The organism is Streptomyces actinomycinicus, assembly GCF_016741775.1.
GTDB lineage: Bacteria > Actinomycetota > Actinomycetes > Streptomycetales > Streptomycetaceae > Streptomyces > Streptomyces actinomycinicus.
Window position 1 is genome coordinate 1 of the sequence record NZ_JAERRK010000033.1, and the last position, 19,896, is coordinate 19,896.

Genomic DNA, 19,896 nt, shown 5'->3' on the forward strand with positions numbered 1-19,896 from the left:
CGCGCGGGGGTTGCGCTCCCGCTCCGCGTGAGCGCTGGTGGCTCGCTTCGCTCCCCACTCAATGAGCCTGCTTCGCAGGCTCATTGACGCTCCCTTCGCTGCGCTTCGGGAGCGGGCGTCCCGCGTTGCGGGACGCGGCCGGCCTTCGGCTGTCCTGGTGGCCTCCGCTGCGCTCCAGCCACCGTGACGCTTCGCGCCATCAGGCGTGCCGCGCTCCGCGCGGCCCGGGCGACGGCAGGGCGGGTGGTGGGGTGCTCTCTTCGATTGGCTTCTGCGGGTTTGATGGCTTGATGCCGCGTCGGCGAGATGACAGGCCCTCAGGTGGATGAGGGGCATGGACGCGGGGAAGGCAACTCGGCCTGCTTCAAAATTAATCCTGGATCTAAACTGGATCTAGGGCTCCTCGCCCCCACCGATGACATCCGCGCCGCGTCACTGGAACGTCATCACGATCGCGTCATCTACGACAGTGCACGGTTCGCCATGGCCGGTCGTATGCGTGGCGCCCCGCCGCAGGCGGCGCGGAGGGAACGCCACGAACACGTCGCCAGGCTACCCCGGCAGCCGGACGAGGAACCGCAGAACAGGCGTACGGGGCACGGTGGTCGGCCAACGCTCGCCAGCCGAACTGCGGATGACATCGCCGCGAAGCCAGGCGGATCCGGCCCCGGCGGTTCCCGGTCGGCTCATACTGAGGCGTATGTCGATCGACGGAACCGCGGCCCACCGCACCCGTGCCGGAACACTTCCTCCGCTCGTCGAGCGCGCTGTCTCGGCCGCGCGAGGGCACGGCTTCGCCCACTCCTGCCGACCCGAGCAAGGCCGACTGCTGCAGTTGCTGGCAGGCGGAGCCCGCCGGCGCATCGCCGAAACCGGCACAGAATGCGGGGTGGGCCTCGCCTGGCTGGCCGACGGGGCAGGACCCGGCGTCGAACTCCTCAGCGTGGAGCAGGATCCCGCGCGGGCGAAGGTGGCGGCCGACGTCTTCGCCGATGTGCCGCAGGTGCGGGTGCTGTGCGCGGACTGGACCGAGATCTACGCCCACGCGCCCTACGATCTACTCGTCCTCGACGGCGGCGGTCAGGCCAAGGGGAACGGCGCGGCCGACCCCGAACGGCTGCTGGAGCCCGGCGGCGTCCTCGTCGTCGACGACTTCACACCCTCTCGCACGTGGCCGCCCTCATACGCCGGACGCACCGACACCGCCCGGTTGCACTGGCTGGCACATCCGGCCCTGCACACCGTAGACCTGCCGCTGGCGGCCGACCTCAGCGCGGTGGTCGCCGTCCGGCGCACCAACCTGTGAAACGTCGAATCGCCCTACTCATCGCCGAGTTGGTCACTATCGTGGTTCCCGCTCCGAGTACCGCCACGGCACCGGTCCGCTGAGCAGAGGCAAGCATGGCGTGCACCATCTGAGACCTCGTGCACGAACAGGCCGACCGGACTCCGCGGGTGCTGCCGCCATCGGTGAACGCGTCTGCTCCGACCAGCAGTTCGCCGAGCCGGCCGCCGTACTGTCGGAGTCGATCAGCGGGCACGCACCCCCGGGTTCCCTGGTCGCCGTCGACACGGACGACCCGTTGAGCGCCCATGGTGCCGTCGTGGTGCCCGGAGCCGAACTGCTCGGCGAGCCAGAGCCGCTCCTGCGCGTGGGACAGCGGTGCCGATCCCCTTGCGGACGGCGAGAACTCCACTGCGGCGGCGCGCTGGGGCGTCTGTGCGGCGGACGCTCCGTGCAGCGCGAGCAGCCCGGCCACGGTCGGGTGCTCGGCCAGCTCGCACATCGGGAACCGGACGCCGAATTCCCTCGCCAGTTCCCGCTGCAATACCACGAGCAGGATGAAGTTGCGGCCCGCCTCGAAAAAGCTCTCCTTGTCGGAGGACGGACCGATCTCCGGCACCGCCCGCACTGCCCGCCACGCCTGTACGATCCCGTACCCGCCGGCCGCGGAGGCGCTGTCCGCCCGGCTGCTCATCGTCATGGTCCTTCTCCCCGCCCGGTCCCCGGCCCTGCTCACCCCTGGCCCGGGGGCGCCGTCGCCGGCCAGGGCGCCAGCAGCCCCCGGGCGAGCCCGGTCGGCGGTGCGCCGTCCCGCCGTTCCGTCGCCGCGCGTACGGCGGCGCGTGCCGCAGCTTCCACGCCGGGCAGTGCCGCCAGCCGGCCCGCCAGCTCACGGACGCTGGGCGCGGCCACGAAGTCGGACATGTCCACGGGGACGTCGAGCGCCTTCCGCAGCAGCGCCAGTACACGGGCCGCGCCGAGGGAGTCGCCGCCCTGGTCGTAGAAGGAGGTTCCGGGTGCCACCGGCCGCCGCAGCACCGCGGTGTCCTTGAAGCAGCGGGCCTGCCGCCGCTCCCGGGTCGAGGCGGGGGTAGGACCTGCCCGGCCTCTGGCCAGGAGCGGGGCCCTGGCGCCAGGAGTCGCCGATCTGCGCAGACAGCGCTCAAGTGTCAGCTCTTCGGGGTGTACCAGGGCACCAGGCGCAGCAGGAGGTCGAGGGTAGTGCGGGCGGCCGTGCGGGTGGTGGCGGTGGGGGCGAAGACCGCGGCAAGGGCGAGCGTGGCGGTGAGAGCGCCCAGTACGGCCGCGAGGATGACCAGGAGGCGCACCAGGTGGCCGGGGTGGTGCAGGCCGGCCGTGATGGCGCCGGTCAGGAGCACGGTGGTGAGGGCGGTGGCCGCTTGGGTGCGGACGCGGGAAGGGTGACGTGAGGTCATTGTCGGTTTGGTTCCTCGGAGTTGACGTGCTGCCGGTGCTGTCGCAGACCAGTGAGCCAGAGACGGAACCCCGCAAAAAAGGCACTTCTCGGGGTTCTAATGGCGGGCATGACACGAGGAACTGCGAGCCCTGCGGATCAACGGGTGATCCGTGCACTTGCCGCGCGGGATCTGACGGTGACGGCAAGCCAGCTGGAGAGCTGGCGGCGGACGGGGCTGCTGCCCCGGCACCGGCGCCGGGGGCTCGGGCGGGGCCGGGGATCGGTCGTCGACGCGGTCGATCCGCTGGTGGTCGAGAGCGCGGCGGCGCTGGCCCGGCATCTACGGCAGGGACGTGACCGGCGGCTGGCCGTGCTGGAGTGGTTCGCCGAGGCCGGCACACCGCAGACGGCGCCGGGGACGGTCCCGATGCCGGAGCCGCCGGTGGCAGCCGTGCGCGAGGCCCTGGTGTGGGTGCTACAACGCTCGGCGTCGCAGCGGCTGGTGGAGTTCGTGCGCAGCGCGGCCGGAGCGGGCGAGGAAGGACAGGACGCACTGTACGCGGCCGCCGGCCGGCTCATGGGGCCATACCGCGGGCGGGCAAACCCCGCCCTGGTGCGCGCAGCACTCGAAGCCGGCGGGGACGTGCCGGCCGAGGCCGAGGGGCCGGATGGCAGGAGCATGTTGCATGTAGCCGCCGCGATCGGCCTGGGAGCGCAGGAGGTCGGGGCGGACGCCCTGGCCGAAGCGTTCGCCGCGTTCGGCATGTTCGGGCTGACAGCTGACGACTGGGCGCAGATGCTGGGTGCCGCGGAGCGCGGCGAGGGACCCGAGGTGGACTGGGGCCTGCTCCAGCAGAACGCGGACATGGTGGCTCAGGTGCAGCGGGCGAGTGACGAGGAGCTGGTGCGCGCACGAGAGGTGCTGGTCGGCCTGCGTGTGTTCTACGCGCTGTACGTGCTGCACGGACTGCTCCTGCCGGACACCCCGGCCCAGGCCGCGCTGCGGCAGCGGATCGACGAGTGGGGCATGTTCCCGTTCCTGGACCACGTCATCGTCATCAACCCCTCCCCCAGGCAGTTCGCCGAGTCCCTCACGGTCTTCCTCGAGCCGTTCTTCGACAACCTGTACGAGACGCTGATGGACCAGTTCGCGCGGGACCCGGACATCTTCAGCATCCCCGGCGACGACACGGGGGCCGTCGGCTTCGGGGAGAGGTGGATGCGCTCCATGGAGGAGCTGACCAACGGTCGCCGGCAGGCGGCGAGCGGCGGCGCAGACCACGACCCTGTTGAAGGGGCGTGGGTGCAGACCGGATGACCTGACCCTGCCGCAGCCTCTGTGATAGCGGCTGCGTGCCTTCTCGTGGATGGGTGCAGCACGACTGGTGGGCGCGATCCGGGCGGGTGATTCCTCCCGCCGGGGAGGGTCCGCAACGCGGCGGCCGGCTTCGGGTGCCGGGTGCCGGGCGCCGGGATGGAGACCACGAGGTGCTGCCGTGATCACCTGCGTGGCTACCGCCGCATGTACGTGAAGTCAGCTGGCGTCGGCTTCAGAGTGGTGGCGCGGTGCTCGGGTACCGGCGGCGAGACGGCCGTTCGGGCGCTGGGCGTTGCCCACGGGCTGCCTCCCTCATCCCTGCCGGCGCGTTCGTCCTCCGTCTGTCACCGTGCCGGCAACGCGCTGCGACTTGTGTACCGCCGCTCCACTCTAGGGCAACGGGTGTTGCGCGTCTGTGCAGGTCAGAGGGGGTTTAACGCATTTTCGGGCAGCACGAAATCATGGGAACCAGTGGCCGTTGCTGCCTCGGAGAACGACTCGGGAGGCGTTTTCGGGTCCGCCGACACATGGTCCCGACGGACGCTCAGGAGCGTGGTTCACACGACGGGGGCGCTTCACCGCCAGTCAGACATGGGCAGTTGACGGTCATCTCATGGAGGTGCTTGGCGCGCCTGCGACAGGCATCCCGTCGAGGCGGGTGTCCCCATGGCTTGCGGTACCCGTCCCGCGACCTGCCTGCGTCTGAGCAGGCGATACGTCGGGCACCACCGGCTGCAGCGAAGTGGCCGGCAGCGCGCGCAATGGTTGCGGGGCGACAGCTGTCGTAAAGCTGTCTGCCTAATGATGATTGCCCGGTAATGATTTCGCGGCGGCAGGCGCGCGGCAAATCGCCGACTAATGCTGATTTGGATTGCCGAGTCAACATGCAGCCGGATCGGTTTTGCATCATTGGGTAAATCAATGACTGCGGGCCGCAAAGTCGGGGAGTCAGCTTTGGTCGCCAATTCGTTTTGGAGACGTGCTAACGTATCGGTTAGCAGTCCACACATGGGTGTGGGCCTCGCACCTTGGAATCCGTCGAGGCCCACAATGGCACGACGTGGACTGAGGGCCCCTCCCGTTGCCGCGGGATGGGCCCTCCCCACTTCTCCGCAGCTCAGTCCGTCAGTTCGTCCACCACGCGCAGCGCGTAGTAGACGACCCGCAGGACAGTGGCCACGGGCCGCATGCGGGCGATGACCCGCCGGATGCGGCGAAGCAGCTTGGTCCTCGCCGGCCTGCCCTGGGGAGCAGGCTCGGACATGCGTCATTACCTCCCTTCTGGTATCCGGACCGCCAATCGGCGGTGATCCGTCAGGGAAGGATCACGTTACCGCAGTCCCGCAGTCGAGTTGTTCGCTCGGTGACAGCGCGGGCGGTCTCACTCCAACAATCCTTCGTAATTTTCCAGGGGCCCCGGGTCGTGGAGCGCCTATTCGAGGTCCTCATTCTCTAGAGGGTTATCTATAGAGTTGCTGGTCAGCGGGTCGGGGTAATCGGCGGCCCCAGGGTGATCCGGAAGCCGTCCGCGATCGCGAGTGATGTGGGTCACAGTTCTTCCGGTGCTGCTGCGGAGCGGTCCGGTCCGCGCGGACGCGGTGCTCCGAAGGGCGCCAGCGCTCCGACGCGGGTTGCCCTCCCCCTGTGTGGTGCCGTGTCCGACATCAGCCGAGACGGTCTACCGTGTCACGCCATGACGGTCTTGATCATCGGCGGAAGCGGCTTCTTGGGCACCGAGTTGATCCGCAAGGCAGCCATGGCCGGGCGCGCAACGGCCGCGACCTACGCGACCAGGCCGGGCACCGCTTCCAACGCCGCCTGGTACCCACTCGACCTGCGGGATCCTGGCGGCGTGGACGCCGTCATGGCAGAAGTCGGCGCGGATCTCGTCATCAACGCATCGAGCGGCGACGCCGACTGGGCGGTGACGGCGCAGGGGCCTGTCCGGCTGGCGATGGCGGCGGCGAGGTACGGGAGCCGCCTGGTCCACGTGTCCAGCGACGCGGTGTTCTCCGGCGCCCGAGTTCATTACGACGAGTCGTGCCTGCCTGACCCCGTCACCCCGTACGGTGCGGCAAAGGCGGCAGCGGAGACCGGAATCCTCCTCGTGCATCCGCAGGCCGTCGTCGCCCGCACGTCGCTGATCGTCGGCGACGGCGGTTCCGTGCACGAGCGCCTCGTGCACGAACTGGCCGCCGGCACCCGCGAGGGCGTCCTGTTCACCGACGACATCCGCTGCCCGGTGCACGTCGCCGACCTGGCCGCCGCCCTCCTGGAACTGGCGTCCGGCGACGCGGCCGGCGTCCACCACCTCGCAGGGCCCGACCCTGTGAGCCGTCACGAACTCGGCATCCTCATCGCCAGACGAGACGGCCTGGACGCCTCCCGGCTGCCCACGGGCCTGCGCTCCCACAGCACCCTTCCCGGCGCCCTCGACGTACGCCTCGACAGCCGAGCCACCCAGCGGAACCTCCGCACCACACTGCGCGGCGCCCACCAGTTCTGCACCACAACAACTTGACCGCCCAGCCTGACACCGAGTTGCGGGCCCGGGCCGGGGCGCAGGTGGAGGTAGCCGGGCAAGGTGGCCGCGTGGACAGGGGGATCCGCCAGGCCTCGGCCTGCGCGCCGGTGAGCTGCGGCCCGAGTTGGGCGCAGGAGGAGCGGTCCGCGGCTGACTCCGCCGGCCGTGGCTGAGATGCCCGTCGAGGGGCGCGACGAGACACCCGCCACGTGCCAGATCTCCCGGCGCCCGGCGTAGCCGGGTTGAGCACGGCGCAGCGCTGAGCCGGTATCCGCGCTACGCCTGGAGGCACGGCGCCGGTACGCCATCTGGTGGCCGTGCGGGCTGCGGTCGACGATGTCTGGGAGGAACCACAGACGGGGGTGGAGCGTGGAACTCGGGGCGTTCTTCAGCAGCGGTGACGGTTGGGCCGAGTCGTGGGTGCTCGACGTCGGGCTGATGGAGTCGCTGCGGTTCGGGCCTCCGGACGGTCACACCGACCTGGACGTCGCGATCGCGCTGACCCGGCTGCTGTACAACGACTTCGTCTCCTACGGGACCGACGGCCGGGACAGGCGTTTGAACAACGACACCGTGCCTGTCGTCATCAAGGCCCACCGCGCCGTGATCGAGCGTCTCGCTCTCAGGCCGCCAGCGTGGCCGTTCAGGACATTCGACGGCCCGCGCGGTTTCGGTTCGTACTGGCGCGACCACGATATGAGCGGCAGCTGGAAAGCCCGCCGGGACTGCGTGGAGGAGATCCTCGGCCCGACCAGGGACGCGCTGGAGGAACTGCAGGAGGTGGAGTACGAGAGCCGGTTCCGCAACGGTCCGGCGGGCAGCTTCAAGAACCTGATCTTCGCCGCCGACGGTGAGAAGCCCGAGATGGTGCTGCGGGACGCGGTGAACAACGACGTGGAGATCGTCCGCAACGCGCACACGTGCCTGGTGTTCACCGATCCGCTGCCCCCGCAGGGCCTTACCTGGCGGCAGATGGTCGCCTGGTGGAAGAAGAACCACCAGCCGGACACCGATGATAAGACCGCCGCGAGCGGTCTGTATCGGCGTCTGTACCGGTCGCTGGACTCCGTGCCCGAACAGCTGGTGATGCGCACGTACTGCGCCCGCTACGCCGAGGACGGCGGCTTCGACCTGCCCGCGCTGATCCCGCAGGTCTACCTCCACTACGACCCCTACACCCGCCGCAGCGGCAAGCAGTCCGGCGCGCTGCCCCGCCAGCGCATGGACTTCCTGCTCCTGGCCCCGGACCGGGCCCGCGTCGTCATCGAGGTCGACGGCGTCCAGCACTACGGCCGCCCCAACCCGCCCGACGACAAGGGGCGGATCACGCACACCGCCGCACCGCGGCTGTACGCGGAGATGGTCGCCGAAGACCGCCGGCTGCGGCTGGCCGGATACGAGATCTACCGCTTCGGCGGCTGGGAACTCACCAAGCCCCACGCCGGACAGCTGGTGCAGGACTTCTTCACCGAACTCCTCGCCCGGCACCAGAAACCGGCCTTGTAGATCGGTGTCATCTCGCTGTGGGGCTGTGCCGTGGAGGCGAAGCTCATTCACCCGCTGAGCGGGACCACTGCTGTTCACGGACAGCCGGTGAGAACCGTCGTGCCAGCAGCCCAGGCGCCGGGAGAGGGTATGCGGCGGGACCGGTCCGCTGGGGACCGGTCCCGACCGGTACAGGCCCGGTGTCAACGGGTCTGGGGTGTCCCTGCGTTGCTTCGGTTTGCGGCCAGTAGCGTGTCAGGGAGGCCCGAGGGCCGGGGCGGTGTGGGGGGGGAACCAAGCGGCACGCTTGGTTCCCCCCACACCGCCCCGACGCTCGGGGCTGGTTGTTGGCCAGCTTTCCCTCTTTGACTACGCCCTGGCAAGGCAACCTTGAACACCCGTGAGCCGGGGCCCCGCCGTCTGGCTCCATGGCGCGGGCAACAAGCATGGCCGGCGGCGTAGGACTGCTCGAAGCAGACTGTTCTTGGTCCCTCAGCGGTTCCTGGAACGCGGGTGAGCCGAGGGCCCGCACGGGGGGTGTGGACCGTGGCATGCTGCTCGTCACCGGGCACGGAAGCCGTCAACTTCCGTGCACCCACCGGTTTTTGCGGCCAGTAGCACATCACCGTGCGGGCTGCCGGCGTCTCCGTGGCCGGCGGTCCGCCCGTATGCCAGGGAGGTACTTCGTCATGTCCAGCATCCGTGAGGGCGCGCTGGCGCCCGTCCCCGACCGCGCCCGGCCCGGCCGGGCACCGGTCAGCGCCGCGCAGGCATGCGGCGTCAGTGTCTTCCCGCTGCTCGGCGCGGGGCTCGCCCTCGCCGGTATGCCGGTGCGCGAGGTGCTCGTCCTCCTCGCCGGGTGCGGAGCGATCGGTGCCGCCGTGTACGCGGTCGGCGGGGGTGGCCGGCGGCTGCTGGAGGCCTTCGCGGCCGCCGTGACCGCCGCCGCCCGCAAGTGAGAGGGGCTGGTGAGATGCGTCCGGTGAAGACCGCCCCCGCTGGCCCGCACCACGCCGCGCTGGCGCACCGCCTTCACGAGTTCCGGCAGCGGGCCGGGCTCACCTTTGCCGAACTCGCCGAGCGCACCACGGCGCTCGGCGACCCGGCCTTGGCCGTCTCGGCCGCGACGCTCAAGCGTGCGGCCGGCTGCCGCACCCTGCCGAAGCAGACCACCGTCGTGGCCTACGCACGCGGCTGCGGCGCCACGCCGGAGGAGGAGCGCAGGGCATTGCGTCTGTGGGCGCGAGCGAGGGCCAAGGACCGCGGGATCCTGCGCCAGCTCCACCCGCCCGCGGTACACAACATCCGCTCCCGCCGGGAGTTCACCGCCGCGCTCGCGGCCGTCTACGAGAGCGCCGGTGCCCCGCCGCTGCGCACCGTCCAGCAGCGCGCCGGGACTGTCCCGCAGCCCGCGGGGGTTGCCTATGAGAGCGAGGTGTTCCTGCTTCCCCTCGGGACCTGCTGGCGCATCGCCAACCGGCGGATCAAACTGCCCGCCTGGAAGCACTGCCAAGCTCGCCGACCTGCACAAGAACCTGTTCGGCTCCGCACGGCGCAACGGTCTCGCCCCCGACACCGGGCTCGACGGGATCCTCGTGTCCGGCGACGGCTCCGTACAGCTCGTGCAGATGACGTTTGCCTACCCCGAGCCGTCTTCCCGGTCCCTGAAGGTCCGCGGGTCCCGGCGCAGCAAACGACGCGGGCGCGGCTGAACCGTCGTGGCGAGCGGAATCGACATTGCCCACGCCCTCCTCAATCCGGCTACGGGCCCAAGGTCCTGACGCCCCGCCGCGCGGGAGCGTGGCGGGGCGTTGACGGTGGACGCTATGCGGTCTTGCAGTACGCGCCGATGGCGGCGTTGATCTGCTTGGCCTCGGCCGGGCTCACAGTGTGCGCGCTGTTGCTGAACCGGGCCTGCGCGACGTCGTCAACCTTCGGCGACTTGCCGTTGAGGGCGGAGCACTGGTTACGGGTGTTATCGATGGCCTTGTCGGGGTCAGCGACCAGGGCGGGGTTCACCTTGCGCAGTGCGGCCAGCAGGTCGGTACGGGCCTGGCCGGTGGGCGCGGCCGGAATGCCGGCGACGGCGACCGGGTCGGACGCCTTGGACGCGGTGGGCGAGGCCTTGGACGCGGTGGCCGAAGGGGTCGGCGTCTTGGCGGGCTTGGTGCTGCCGTCGTCGCTGCTGCCGCACGCGGTGAGCGTGGCGGCCAGGGCGAGGGCGGCGAGCGTGGTCATGGTGGCGCGGTTCATGTGGTCCCCAGGTGGTGCTGATAGTTCGCGTGATGCGACTCGCGAGGGGCCCAAATGGTTGCACGGTACATGCGCATGCCGTCGAAGGTGTGCCTCGGTTTTCCGTCAGGGAAGGCCCTCGGACTTGCCAACCTCGCCGACGGGACTGGTTTCGTGCCCTTCCGCCCCGGCCAGGGCCCGCGACCCCGACCGCGGCTTCCGCCACTCCACGTTGAGGCGCACATTTCGCGTACCGATTGCAAGCAGGCGGCGTGCCCTCGCCTGGCATGGGCGTGCGCGCACGCGGGGCGCGCCTAACGGGAACATGCCGCCAGCTCAGATCCTCTACCCCCGGTAGAGGGGGGCGGTAGAGTGGGGGTATGGCAGCAGACGAGACGAGCATCAAGGTGAGCACGGCAGCTCGGGACCGGCTCGCCCAGCTGGCGGCCGAGCACGGCACCACGATCCGCAGCCTGGTGGAAGACCTCGCGCAGAGCACGCCGACGCAGGCCGAGTACGCCGAGCGTGCCGAGCTGGCCCGCGCCGAGCTCGCCTCCGCCCTCGGCAGCGCGCCGAGCCCTGAGGCGGAGGAGAAGGCTCGGGCGCTGCTGGAGCGCCTGGGCGGCGCCGCGCACGGCCCGCGGGCGGCCGCGTAGTGGCGGGCATCGCCGTCGTCCTGGACCACACGACCGCGGGGGCGCTGTACGACCCGAAGGACCCGTTCAACGAGGCCGTCGCCGCCTTCTACGTTCAGGCCTCCGGCGGACTCGGTGACCTGTACGCACCGGTGCTGTCGTTGACGGCCGGCGACACGGAGCGGCCCGGGCTGCTCGGCTACATCAAGGGGCTGCGGTTCATCCGGATCGAGGCCTTCGACACCGACGCCGCGGTCACCGCCACCGAACTCCTGCGCTTCGGGCACTCGTGGGCCGCCGTCCACGCCATCCACGCCGCCCGCCCCTCCCCCGCCCACCCCACCGGCCGGTACCTCCTCACCCTCACACCCAAGGCCTACGCCGGCACCGGCGTCGAAGTCGTCCACCCCGACCAGTAACCGCCAGCCGCCCCGGCGGCAAATCGATCGTCGCGTTGCTCCGGCGGCGGTACCCGCTCCTGACTGTCCCGGGGGGCGGCTGGTGCTTCGCCGTGCACCCGGCGTCCCCCCGTGAACGAGCCGAGCTCTACCGGCGGCGGTCACGCCACCAGGCGAGCCGGTGAGCGGACTCCTGGGGAAAGACTGACTGAAGCGCGACGACGAGCAGGCCCAGCCCGAGGCAGCCGAAGGCCGCAACGGCCAACCACCACGGTGCACCGGTCAGCGCTACCGCTGTGCCGGTGACGCCGGTGGCCAGGCACGAGATCAGCGGTCGGTGCATTGCGAGGTCTCCCCCATTCAGACGGGCGCGCCGTGGCGGTGCGCGAATGCCGTGCCCGGATTGTGTGCCGAGCGTGCATCCACTCATAGGAGAGAGGGGCCTTCTGTGTATCGTCACATGCGGAATCCGTACTGATCGAAGGCGCGGTGCCAGGCCTGCTCCATCGCCTGCTCAAGGATCAGGGAGCTTCGGCTGTGGGCCGCAGTGGCTAGCCACTGGACGAGGTCGGGCGGGGTGCCGGCGGCGAGTTCGGCGGCCACCGATCCCCCGGGCCATGTCCACGTGGCCCGGGCCACGTGGAACTTGGGCCTCTTGTGCCGGGGGTAGTTCCGGGTGAGGCGGTGGAACTCAGGGGCGTTGCCACGCGCGTCCTTCAGCTTCAGCAGGTGAAGCGGACTGGCCTCCTTCCCTGCGGCCCAGGCGATGACGTCGTCCATGACCTTCAGAGTCGTGGCGCGCGCTTCGGCCATGGCCCGATGCTGTTCCTCGGCGGTGATGAAGCCGAAGCGGCGTGCCCGGTCAGCGGGGAGGTCCAGAGCGACCCGCACGGAGGGCTCCTCGGCGAAAGTGTGGTTCCAGTCGATGAGGACGGCCTCGATGAAGCCGGTGACCTTGTCGGGGTGCAGCCCGGCGGCTGCGGCGGCCACGGGTTCGAAGCCGGGAACGGGTTCGAACCCGGACGTGCCCTGCTGGCGCTGGAGCGGCCAGAAGGCCTGCCGGCTTCGGTAGGGGAAGGCCAGCAGGCTGCCGTCTGCGACCCACGAGGCATACAGTTCACAGGCGTGCCGGGAGGCGCTGCGGGGGGCGCGAGCACACCAGGCGGCCGGTGTGCGCAGCAGCCACAGGGGAGTCCCTGACTCTTCCATCACGCCGGCGGCTGGGTCGCCTTTCGTACGCCCGACCAGCCAGTCCTCGAAGTATTCGAGGTTCACTCGGCGCTCGGCGCGCCAGACCGCTGCCCCGCCCCGGCCGGTCCAGTCGTAACTCGTGATCCCGTGCCGCCGCCGGAACGGTCTGCCTTCCCAGTCGGTCTTGAGCCATTCCTTGTACACCGTGTTCCAGGCGTCGCCCTGCTCGTACAGGGCCTGCTCGACGTCCTCGGCGCCGGGGCCGGTGAGAAAGCGGCGGGCTGCGGCAGTTGCCATCCGGAACCGCTTCGTCGCATGCCATGCCTCGTTGAGTTCCAGGGCTTCCGCGACACGCAGGAGGTGCTGGTCGTCGGGATCTTGGGGGGTGCTGGACAGCCGGTGGCCGGCTCGCACCACTTCTGCCTCCTTCAGCCAGGCCTTCTCCGGGGCGGTGGAGCTTGCGGCCACCGCCAGTCGCCACAGGCCGAGTGCGGCGCCATGGCGCAGCAGGGGGAGCAGGCCGGTGAGGAAGGGGTCGGTGAAGGGTTCGGCCTGGGCGATGGCGGTCGTCACCGCATCCGTGAGCAGGCGGCTCTGGTAGTCCCGGTGGGCGCGCGGGTGCTGTCCGGGTAGCTGCAGGGAGACGGCGCGGGCCCGCACCAGCAGGCTGGCGGGCGCGCGCACCCGCAAAGGGACGTCGTGTCTGGGGTCGCCTCGCCAACGCGGGGGCGGCGGGTAGCGCAGCACGGTGGAGATGTGGGTCATCCGGTCCTCGGGATGTCTCTGTTCCTGCAAGGCGACGTGCTCGGTGAGCAGCCGGCGGATCGTCGCGTCCCGTGACGTCCCGTGCCGGGCCATGATCTGTGTCAATGCCTCAAGGGCGCTGGGCGCGATACGTACGTTGGTCTCTGCGTTGCCGGACACCTCACCCCTCCTCTGCTCTCCCGTCGATGTGCAGCACCCGGTGGTGGCCCAGCGGCCCGAGGGTCTTCTTTCGGCGGCCGGGCCAGTCGGATCGCTGTCCGTGGGCCTGGGCGCGCGCGGCGTAGTGCTCCTGCAGCCGGCTCAGCATGGTGTGGCAGTACTCCGCCAGCGGCCGGTGCTGGTCCTCGTCTATGACGAAGGCGATGGTGTGGACGCCGCCGGTTTCCGCCATGGCCGCGCGGGGCTGGGACGCGCGCAGGTTGGGCCAGTAGCGGCCGTGCGCGAACCCGGAGGCTGCCCGCCAGACGGCGCACACCTTCACCGCGGGCAGGCCTGCGGCCGGTGCGGCGGTGAGCAGGATCTGGTGGGTCCTGGGCGCGGTCAGCGGGGCCAGGCCGAGCTGGTCGGCGATGGCGCGGATCTCGGCCCGGCGCTGCGCACCGCTCATGCCGCCGCCGGACGGGAGGTATCCGGTGTCCGTCTCGTGCTGATGCCGGTTGCGCATGTCCTCGTCCCACAGCGACAGGGCGCGGCGCCGGCGCTCGCTGCGTCCGGTGCCGTCGAGGAGCCACAGGGCGGTGGCGAAATTCTCCAGGGCGCCGCGCAGCAGCGTCCAGGGGCTGGTCGGATCGACCTCGCCGGCCGCCGTCAGGCGGCGCAGCGCGTCGGCGTGGGCCAGGCCGGCGGTGTAGGAGCTGCGGATCAGGTGCGCGGCGCAGTACACGCCCAGCGGGGCATCGTCGGCGGCCAGGCTGCTGGCCGGTGCTGGTGCGGGCAGCTGCTGGTAGGCGTCCTCACCGCGGGCCTGCTCGATCGCGTGGAACAGCGGCAGAAGGTAGGCGCCCTGGAAGGCCTGCGTGCTCATGCCCGGCAACGGTAGAACGCAACGCCCGCGCGAGGTAGCCGTTTTGACGCCCCCGGGGCCGGGCGTGCGGGCGAGAGCTGGGCTGGTGCCAGCCGCTCGTCCGGGTGGGCGAGGCGCGCTTTCTGGCCAGTACTCGCAGTAGCGGTACGTGAGGCCGTCTGGTGGGGGCATGATCGCGGTTGTGTTACGCGACGACGTGCCCGCTTGCGTGCGGTGGGAGATCCTGATGCACGAACGGTTCAGCGACGTGTGGACCTGCAAAGACCTCGGCCGCACGACCACTGCTGCGGACCTTGCCGAGCTGGGCCGGGCCGTCCTGGCCGCCTACCTCGCCGGCCGGGACAGCCGGGGCGAAACGTTCCGCGTCGTCGTCCGCACCGACCACGGCAACCATGTCGTCATCACGGCCGACCAACTCACCGACCCCGGCTGGGAAGCCGACCCGGCCGTCTGCCAGGCGCTGCCCGCTTACCTCCGCAACGCCCTCACCTGACGCCGGGGCCGTAAGGCTGCCGCACCGACCGGGGCGTTCCGCCGTCCTCCCCACCAGCGGCGCACGTTCACCGACCGCGCCCTCGCCGAGCGGTGGTGCAGCCACCACGCTGGACACGCCGTGCTCGGCCTGCTGTCGCCGCAGGAATTTTGCGCCGGCTGCGGGGATGACGGTCGCGCGCCTCCCCGGCCACCCGGCTGCGCCGGACGGGCATGGCAGGCTGTCTACCCGGGCCTGCCCGTGGCGTCGCTGGAGAGGCAGAGGTTCGTGATCCGGGCTCGTGGCGACATCACGCCGGCCAGCTGACGGGCTTCCTGCTCATCACGCACCACAATGTGCTGGAACTCCAGCTGCGGTGACAGACAAACCAGTTCGGGGCAGGGACGCACGATCCCGTACAGGACGCGCAGCTGCCCCGTCGTGAAGAGCGGGATGCCGTATGCGAAGCTCTCGGACACCTGCGGCCTCTCGGGGATCTCCACCCGTACCTCTTCGTCGTGCCAGGCCCGTTCGGCGACCGCAGCGAACAGCTCGGCCCGCTGCCGTGGTTGCACGTCCTGCCACCACGCCCGCGCCACCTCCCCCGCCCGACCGGCCAGCTCCTGTAGCTTCGCGGCCTCCTGCTCGCGCTGCCGCCGCCATGCCTGCTCCAAGCGCCGCCGCTCCTGTGCCTGGGCGCGGCGGGTCTCTTCATCTTCGGGAGCCGGCACGGGCTGACTCTTGCGGCGCCGCTGGAGTTGCTGCCTGCGCTGGAGCTCTTGCTGCCAGCGTGCGGCGCGGCGGTCTGCGGCTTCCCGACGGACTCTGTCGGCCCGTTCGGCCCGTTCGGCCTGCTCCTGGCGTCTGCGGTCGTGCTCGTTCTGCGCGCGCTCGGACTGGGCGGAGGTCCACCACAGGCGACGCTGCACGTAGCGGCCGAGGCCGGAGCCGCGTGGTACGGACGTGTAGTGCGGCAGGCTGGCAACGGGGGTGACGCTGCCGGACAGCACCCATCTCACGAACCGCCCCAGGTCCTGCGGTTTGAACTCCCACGTCCCGGCGGCGGCGTCGAATCCTCCCAGTCCGTCGACCACCCTCCAACACTGCCCGTGCTGGTCGGGGGCGCTGACCAGTACGGCCGGGACCACGTCGATCCACGGGGGTGCCTGGGGACCCGGGGACACCCAGCACACGCCGATGCCCTCGGCTGCGTAGCGGGCGGTGCGGGCCAGGATGTCCCGGTCGGTGATCGGTGAGAGCTGCGCTTCCCAGGCGATGCGCCTGCTGCCGTCGGGTGAGGACGCCATCACATCCGCGCGCCATGCGCCGTCACCTCCCGCCACCTCGAGGGCGGCATGCCATCCGGCGCTGCGGACCGCCGAGGCCAGCTCGAGCTTGAGCATGTGGTGTTCCCACGATTCGCCGCCCAGTTCGCAGGTGCCTTCGCGGCCCGGATCGTGGCAGAAGAACCGCACCCCTTGCGGGGAGTGCTTGGCATGCACGGCCCACCCGCATCCGGGGCAGGCCAGGGGAACGCGGGGCCGCACCTTGTAGACCTGAGCCCAGCCCATCGCGCACCCGAGATCAGGCTGGGTGGCATCCAATCGGCCGGCCTCTGGGTGCAGCGCGGTGAACGGCACGGCCTCGTGACCCCCGGGAATCTAGCGCGCAGCGCGGTGAATCCGTCGCAACAGCAGATAACACACGCCACTGACACACCGGGCTGAACTGCAGATATCCGATCCCCCGGATATCCGAAGCCCCCGGAGCCATCGGCCACATCCCCGCTCAGCCCGCTGCACGACTTCACGGAGCGCTGGTGCGCGCCCGCCGCCGCGAGCCCGGGCCGCCGGGATAGGGCGATCAGTGGCGGCTGACGCGGGAGCAGCAGCCCGCCATGCTGGCCGGCCAGTTGCGCGTCACGGCGGCCGAGCAGCAGACGGGCGGCTCGGGCACCCGGTGGCGAGCCACGCTGGACGCTCCGCTCCCGGATCGAGCAGTTGATCAGCGAGACCCGGGAGCAGCTGGTGCAGCCACAGGAGTCAGCTGCGCCACATCACTGCAGGAAGCTGTCGATGGGTGCGGCGTGGTATTCCGTCGCGCCCGCGGTGGTGATGCCGCTGGCTGAGCCGGGCAGCCGCAGAGCGTCGGCACCGCTCACGTACAGGTCGGCCGTTCCGTCACCGTCCGTGTCGCGCAGCCGTACCAGGCCGCCGAACTGCTCGTCGGCCGTCAACGCACCGGGAACGTTTGGGGTGTTGCGGGCGAACCACTGTGAGCCGGCACCGGACAGGCCGCCCGCCCGCCCCTTGAAGATGTGCACGCCACCCGCGTAGTCGTGGTCATCGATCTCCTCGCCCGGCACGCCGACTGCGAGATCCGCGTAGCCGTCGCCGTTGACGTCACCCGCCGAAATCGATGAGCCGAATTCGTCCCGGTTCTCCGGAGATCCGGTGACGCCACTGGTCGACTGGGTGAGGCGGGTACTCCGGGACGGGCCGGCGGACGAGCCGTACCAGACGCTGACTCGGCCTTTGTGCTTCGAGTACAGGGGTGTGCCGACGGCGATGTCGCCGTAACCGTCCTTGTTGAAGTCGGCGATGACACCGTCGCCGCCGCGTTCGGAGCTGCCACCGTTGCCGGATTCCGACTCCAGGCGGAGGCTCTTGCCCGGGGTGAGTGACCTCGCACCACCCTTGATGAACCAGACGTCGGACGCGATGTATTCGCGGCTGACCACGTCACCGATGATCGCGAGGTCGGTTTTCTTGTCGCCGTTGACCTTGCCGGAGATCAGCGCGGTGGCGTAGAACGACGACGTCTTGTCGAGCTTGGTCACGGTACCGGTGGTACCGGTGCGCTTGAAGGGGCCGCGGTAGACGTAGGTCATGGACTCATTGATGACGGCCAGGTCCTGCTTGCCGTCCCCGTTGAAGTCGCCGGTCGCCAGGTCCTTGCCCATGTAGTTGTTGCGACCCGGGTTCTTGTTCGGCAGTGCCGTACCCGTGGACAGGCCGGAGGGGGACCCCCACAGGATCGTCACGGCGCCCTGAAAATGGTTCTCGCCGGTCGCTGCCACCGCGAGGTCGCCGTAACCGTCGCCGTCGAAATCCGCGGCGGCCCGCACCTCGCCGAACATGTCGTCGGCCTCGTCGGATCCGGGCACGCCAGGGCTCGCCTGAGTGATGCGCTGCTGCTTGGGGCCGGGCCCGGTGGCAGTGCCGAAGACCACGGTGACCCCGCCGCCCCCTCTTGCGCTGAAGCTCGAGTACGCGTAGTCGCGGTACCCGTCGCCGTTGAAGTCGTCGCCGTGCCGCGCGGGCGCGGCGCTCGCTGCCGCAGTGGGCAGAGTGAGGGGGATGAGGCCCGCTACCACGAAGGTGGCGAGCGTAGCCGTTGTGCGGACGGGCATGAGTGTCGGGGCTCCTTGTGATCGGGCAGGCCGGGGGGCTCAATCGGCGGGCGCACGGGGTGCGTGGCCGCTGGTTCGCGGGCCCCACGTCGTTCACTGAAAGTCTCCCGAGTGACGCGTGGGGTCCGCCAACAGGAGACCAGTAGTGGGGCCGAAAGGTTGCACGTTGACGCAGACGAAAGCCTCGTAAGTGCTCGTTCGGGAGGGCCGGTTGGCTGCGGGGATGCGAGAACGGGGACTTTCGTGGTGTCCGTGCGCGCCCATAGATCAGCGCAGCCTTCTCGGAGCACTGGCCGGCGCGCACGCGATCGTGTCCCGGAGAGCGCAGGACTCCCGGATCACTCGGTGAACGTGTCCCTCGACGGCAGGAGCGTCAAGGAGCGCCTGCAGGGCGGCGAGCCCGCCTTCTCGGTCTTGGCCCGTGCGACGGCTTGTGGGCGCTCGCTGACGTACGGCAGCGGCACGGCGAGCGGTATGGCGGTGTAGTGGTCAGGCGAGGCAAGCCACGCACCCGGACCATCGGGCGGGCAGCGGAACACCGGCCCATCGCGCTCCTGCGGCGCCCTGAACAACGTGGAAGTGGCACGGCATGAGCGGCTGATCGCCAAGGGCGGCTGCCGCCTGGATCTGGACCACTACCTGGAGGCCCTGATCCGCAAGCCGGGCGCTTTCCCCGGCGCCACCGCTCTCGAACAGGCCCGCTCTGCGGGCAGGTTCACCCCGGTCCATTACGCTTGGTGGACCCAGGCCCAGAAGGTCCACGGCGAGCGGGACGGCACCCGGGCCCTGATCGAGGTGCTGTTGCTGGGCCGGCATATCCCACACGAGTACCTGGTCGCCGGGCTGGCCACCGCCCTGCGGGCCGGGACTCTGACCGCGGACGCGGTCGCCCTGGAGGCCCGCAAGGCCGCCCAGGCCGAGGACGAACCTGCTGGCCTTGGCCCGTCGGGCATCGGAGCGGGACAGCCGTCGGGGACCGTGACGTTTCTGCACGAGTGGAAGCTGTCCCACCTTCCGCCGGACACCAGGCCGCTGCCCTCGGTGACCCCCTATGACCAGCTGCTCCGCCGCCGTCGCGCCGACGACGGCGCCCACCGAGAGGAAGAAGCCCAGTGACCCTGCCCCGCCAGCGAGGATTGACCGAGCAGGCCGCTACCACCGCCATCGACACCGCTTGCCGTCTGCTGCGGCTGCCGTCGATCCGCAAGGAGTTCGCCGACATCGCCGACCGGGCGGTGAAGGACCAGCTGACCTATCGCGGCTTCCTCGCCGAGCTGCTGATGGCCGAGTGCGACGACCGGGCCCGCCGCCGTTCGGAAGGGACTTCCCGCCCTGGCGCACGTGCTACGGGTTCCTGGCCCGCTGGGCGGCTGTCGGCGTCGTCGGACAGATCCGTGACCAGCTCCGCAATGATCCGACGGGAGATGGGCAAGGCACCCGGCGCGGTCGCGACCGTCATCGACTCCAGTCGATCAAGGCCGCCGAGACCGTCGGCAAGGACTCCCGCGGCTACGACGCCGGGAAGAAGATCAACGGCCGCAAGCGGCACCTGGTCGTGGACACCAAGGGCCTGCCGCTGTTGGTCATGGTCACCCCGGCCGACATGACCGACCGCAACGCGGCCAAGGAGGTCCTCTTCCGGCTGCGGCTGATGCACCCCGAAATCACCATCGTCTGGGCCCTGCTCAGTGACCGCCGCGCCCATCAGGCGGCGGAACCTCAGCTCTTCCTCAGAAGA

Annotated in this window: 19 protein-coding genes and 3 pseudogenes; 13 read left to right on the forward strand and 9 right to left on the reverse strand. The window is 70.5% G+C overall.

Annotation, left to right across the window (positions count from 1 at the left end):
* Positions 1–700 precede the first annotated feature (700 nt).
* Positions 701–1,306 carry an O-methyltransferase gene (locus tag JK359_RS36695; RefSeq protein WP_201843974.1) on the forward strand — a complete coding sequence of 202 codons (606 nt, stop codon included), beginning with the start codon at positions 701–703 and terminating at the stop codon, positions 1,304–1,306.
* Here JK359_RS36695 and JK359_RS36700 read toward each other — a convergent pair.
* The 3 genes from JK359_RS36700 to JK359_RS36710 form a co-directional block, all read right to left on the reverse strand.
* Complete coding sequence (locus JK359_RS36700; protein WP_201843975.1) at positions 1,269–1,985, reverse strand: acyl carrier protein; 717 nt, start codon at positions 1,983–1,985, stop codon at positions 1,269–1,271. The two genes, JK359_RS36695 and JK359_RS36700, sit on opposite strands and share 38 nt — an antisense overlap.
* A 32-nt stretch (positions 1,986–2,017) precedes the next feature.
* Positions 2,018–2,323: an acyl carrier protein gene (locus JK359_RS36705; protein WP_201843976.1), complete on the reverse strand. Its 306-nt coding sequence runs from the start codon at positions 2,321–2,323 to the stop codon at positions 2,018–2,020.
* Between the two features lie 131 nt (positions 2,324–2,454).
* Positions 2,455–2,721: a hypothetical protein gene (locus tag JK359_RS36710; protein ID WP_201843977.1), complete on the reverse strand. Its 267-nt coding sequence runs from the start codon at positions 2,719–2,721 to the stop codon at positions 2,455–2,457.
* Between the two features lie 177 nt (positions 2,722–2,898).
* On the opposite strand from JK359_RS36710, the gene JK359_RS36715 reads away from it, so the two are divergent.
* Positions 2,899–4,020, forward strand: coding sequence for a hypothetical protein (locus JK359_RS36715; protein WP_201844017.1), 1,122 nt, complete (start codon positions 2,899–2,901; stop codon positions 4,018–4,020).
* Positions 4,021–5,137: 1,117 nt separating this feature from the next.
* Here the strand turns inward: JK359_RS36715 and JK359_RS36720 are convergent.
* Entirely contained in the window at positions 5,138–5,284 is a 147-nt protein-coding gene (locus JK359_RS36720) for a hypothetical protein (protein WP_201843978.1), read from the reverse strand.
* Between the two features lie 429 nt (positions 5,285–5,713).
* Here JK359_RS36720 and JK359_RS36725 point away from each other — a divergent pair, with 429 nt between their 5' ends.
* The 4 genes and pseudogenes from JK359_RS36725 to JK359_RS40510 form a co-directional block, all read left to right on the forward strand.
* The gene (locus JK359_RS36725; protein ID WP_201843979.1) at positions 5,714–6,541 is read left to right on the forward strand and encodes an SDR family oxidoreductase; all 828 of its coding nucleotides are present in this window, start codon (positions 5,714–5,716) and stop codon (positions 6,539–6,541) included.
* Between the two features lie 372 nt (positions 6,542–6,913).
* A complete protein-coding gene (locus tag JK359_RS36730; protein WP_307788442.1) occupies positions 6,914–8,050 on the forward strand; it encodes a hypothetical protein in 1,137 nt (378 codons plus the stop codon).
* A gap of 668 nt (positions 8,051–8,718) precedes the next feature.
* Positions 8,719–8,988 carry a hypothetical protein gene (locus JK359_RS36735; protein WP_201843981.1) on the forward strand — a complete coding sequence of 90 codons (270 nt, stop codon included), beginning with the start codon at positions 8,719–8,721 and terminating at the stop codon, positions 8,986–8,988.
* Positions 8,989–9,002: 14 nt separating this feature from the next.
* A pseudogene (locus JK359_RS40510) lies at positions 9,003–9,248 on the forward strand (helix-turn-helix domain-containing protein); the annotation flags it as partial.
* A 605-nt stretch (positions 9,249–9,853) separates the two neighbouring features.
* Here JK359_RS40510 and JK359_RS39615 read toward each other — a convergent pair.
* On the reverse strand, positions 9,854–10,282 hold the full coding sequence (locus JK359_RS39615; RefSeq protein ID WP_236679028.1) for a DUF732 domain-containing protein: 429 nt from the start codon (positions 10,280–10,282) through the stop codon (positions 9,854–9,856).
* Between the two features lie 359 nt (positions 10,283–10,641).
* On the opposite strand from JK359_RS39615, the gene JK359_RS36745 reads away from it, so the two are divergent.
* Complete coding sequence (locus JK359_RS36745) at positions 10,642–10,917, forward strand: hypothetical protein (RefSeq protein WP_201843983.1); 276 nt, start codon at positions 10,642–10,644, stop codon at positions 10,915–10,917.
* Positions 10,917–11,315 carry a PIN domain-containing protein gene (locus JK359_RS36750; RefSeq protein ID WP_201843984.1) on the forward strand — a complete coding sequence of 133 codons (399 nt, stop codon included), beginning with the start codon at positions 10,917–10,919 and terminating at the stop codon, positions 11,313–11,315. The genes JK359_RS36745 and JK359_RS36750 overlap by 1 nt, the downstream gene beginning before the upstream one ends.
* A gap of 435 nt (positions 11,316–11,750) precedes the next feature.
* Here JK359_RS36750 and JK359_RS36755 read toward each other — a convergent pair whose 3' ends face one another.
* Both JK359_RS36755 and JK359_RS36760 read right to left on the reverse strand, forming a co-directional pair.
* Complete coding sequence (locus JK359_RS36755) at positions 11,751–13,409, reverse strand: hypothetical protein (RefSeq protein ID WP_201843985.1); 1,659 nt, start codon at positions 13,407–13,409, stop codon at positions 11,751–11,753.
* 1 nt (position 13,410) lies between these two features.
* On the reverse strand, positions 13,411–14,274 hold the full coding sequence (locus JK359_RS36760; RefSeq protein ID WP_201843986.1) for a hypothetical protein: 864 nt from the start codon (positions 14,272–14,274) through the stop codon (positions 13,411–13,413).
* Positions 14,275–14,443: 169 nt separating this feature from the next.
* Between JK359_RS36760 and JK359_RS36765 the strand changes: the two genes are divergently transcribed.
* Entirely contained in the window at positions 14,444–14,767 is a 324-nt protein-coding gene (locus tag JK359_RS36765) for a hypothetical protein (RefSeq protein WP_236679029.1), read from the forward strand.
* 224 nt (positions 14,768–14,991) lie between these two features.
* Here the strand turns inward: JK359_RS36765 and JK359_RS36770 are convergent, their stop codons facing one another.
* Positions 14,992–16,248: a competence protein CoiA family protein gene (locus JK359_RS36770; protein ID WP_201843987.1), complete on the reverse strand. Its 1,257-nt coding sequence runs from the start codon at positions 16,246–16,248 to the stop codon at positions 14,992–14,994.
* A 554-nt stretch (positions 16,249–16,802) separates the two neighbouring features.
* Complete coding sequence (locus JK359_RS36775; protein WP_201843988.1) at positions 16,803–18,158, reverse strand: FG-GAP and VCBS repeat-containing protein; 1,356 nt, start codon at positions 18,156–18,158, stop codon at positions 16,803–16,805.
* 345 nt (positions 18,159–18,503) lie between these two features.
* Here JK359_RS36775 and JK359_RS39620 point away from each other — a divergent pair, with 345 nt between their 5' ends.
* From JK359_RS39620 to JK359_RS36790, 4 genes and pseudogenes are all read left to right on the forward strand, one after another.
* Positions 18,504–18,644, forward strand: coding sequence for a hypothetical protein (locus JK359_RS39620; RefSeq protein ID WP_236679031.1), 141 nt, complete (start codon positions 18,504–18,506; stop codon positions 18,642–18,644).
* Between the two features lie 93 nt (positions 18,645–18,737).
* Positions 18,738–19,274: a hypothetical protein gene (locus JK359_RS36785; RefSeq protein ID WP_307788443.1), complete on the forward strand. Its 537-nt coding sequence runs from the start codon at positions 18,738–18,740 to the stop codon at positions 19,272–19,274.
* Positions 19,271–19,477: pseudogene (locus JK359_RS39625) on the forward strand (IS21-like element helper ATPase IstB); the annotation flags it as partial. The gene JK359_RS36785 and the pseudogene JK359_RS39625, both read left to right, overlap by 4 nt.
* Before the next feature lie 2 nt (positions 19,478–19,479).
* A pseudogene (locus tag JK359_RS36790) lies at positions 19,480–19,839 on the forward strand (transposase); the annotation flags it as partial.
* Positions 19,840–19,896: the final 57 nt, after the last annotated feature.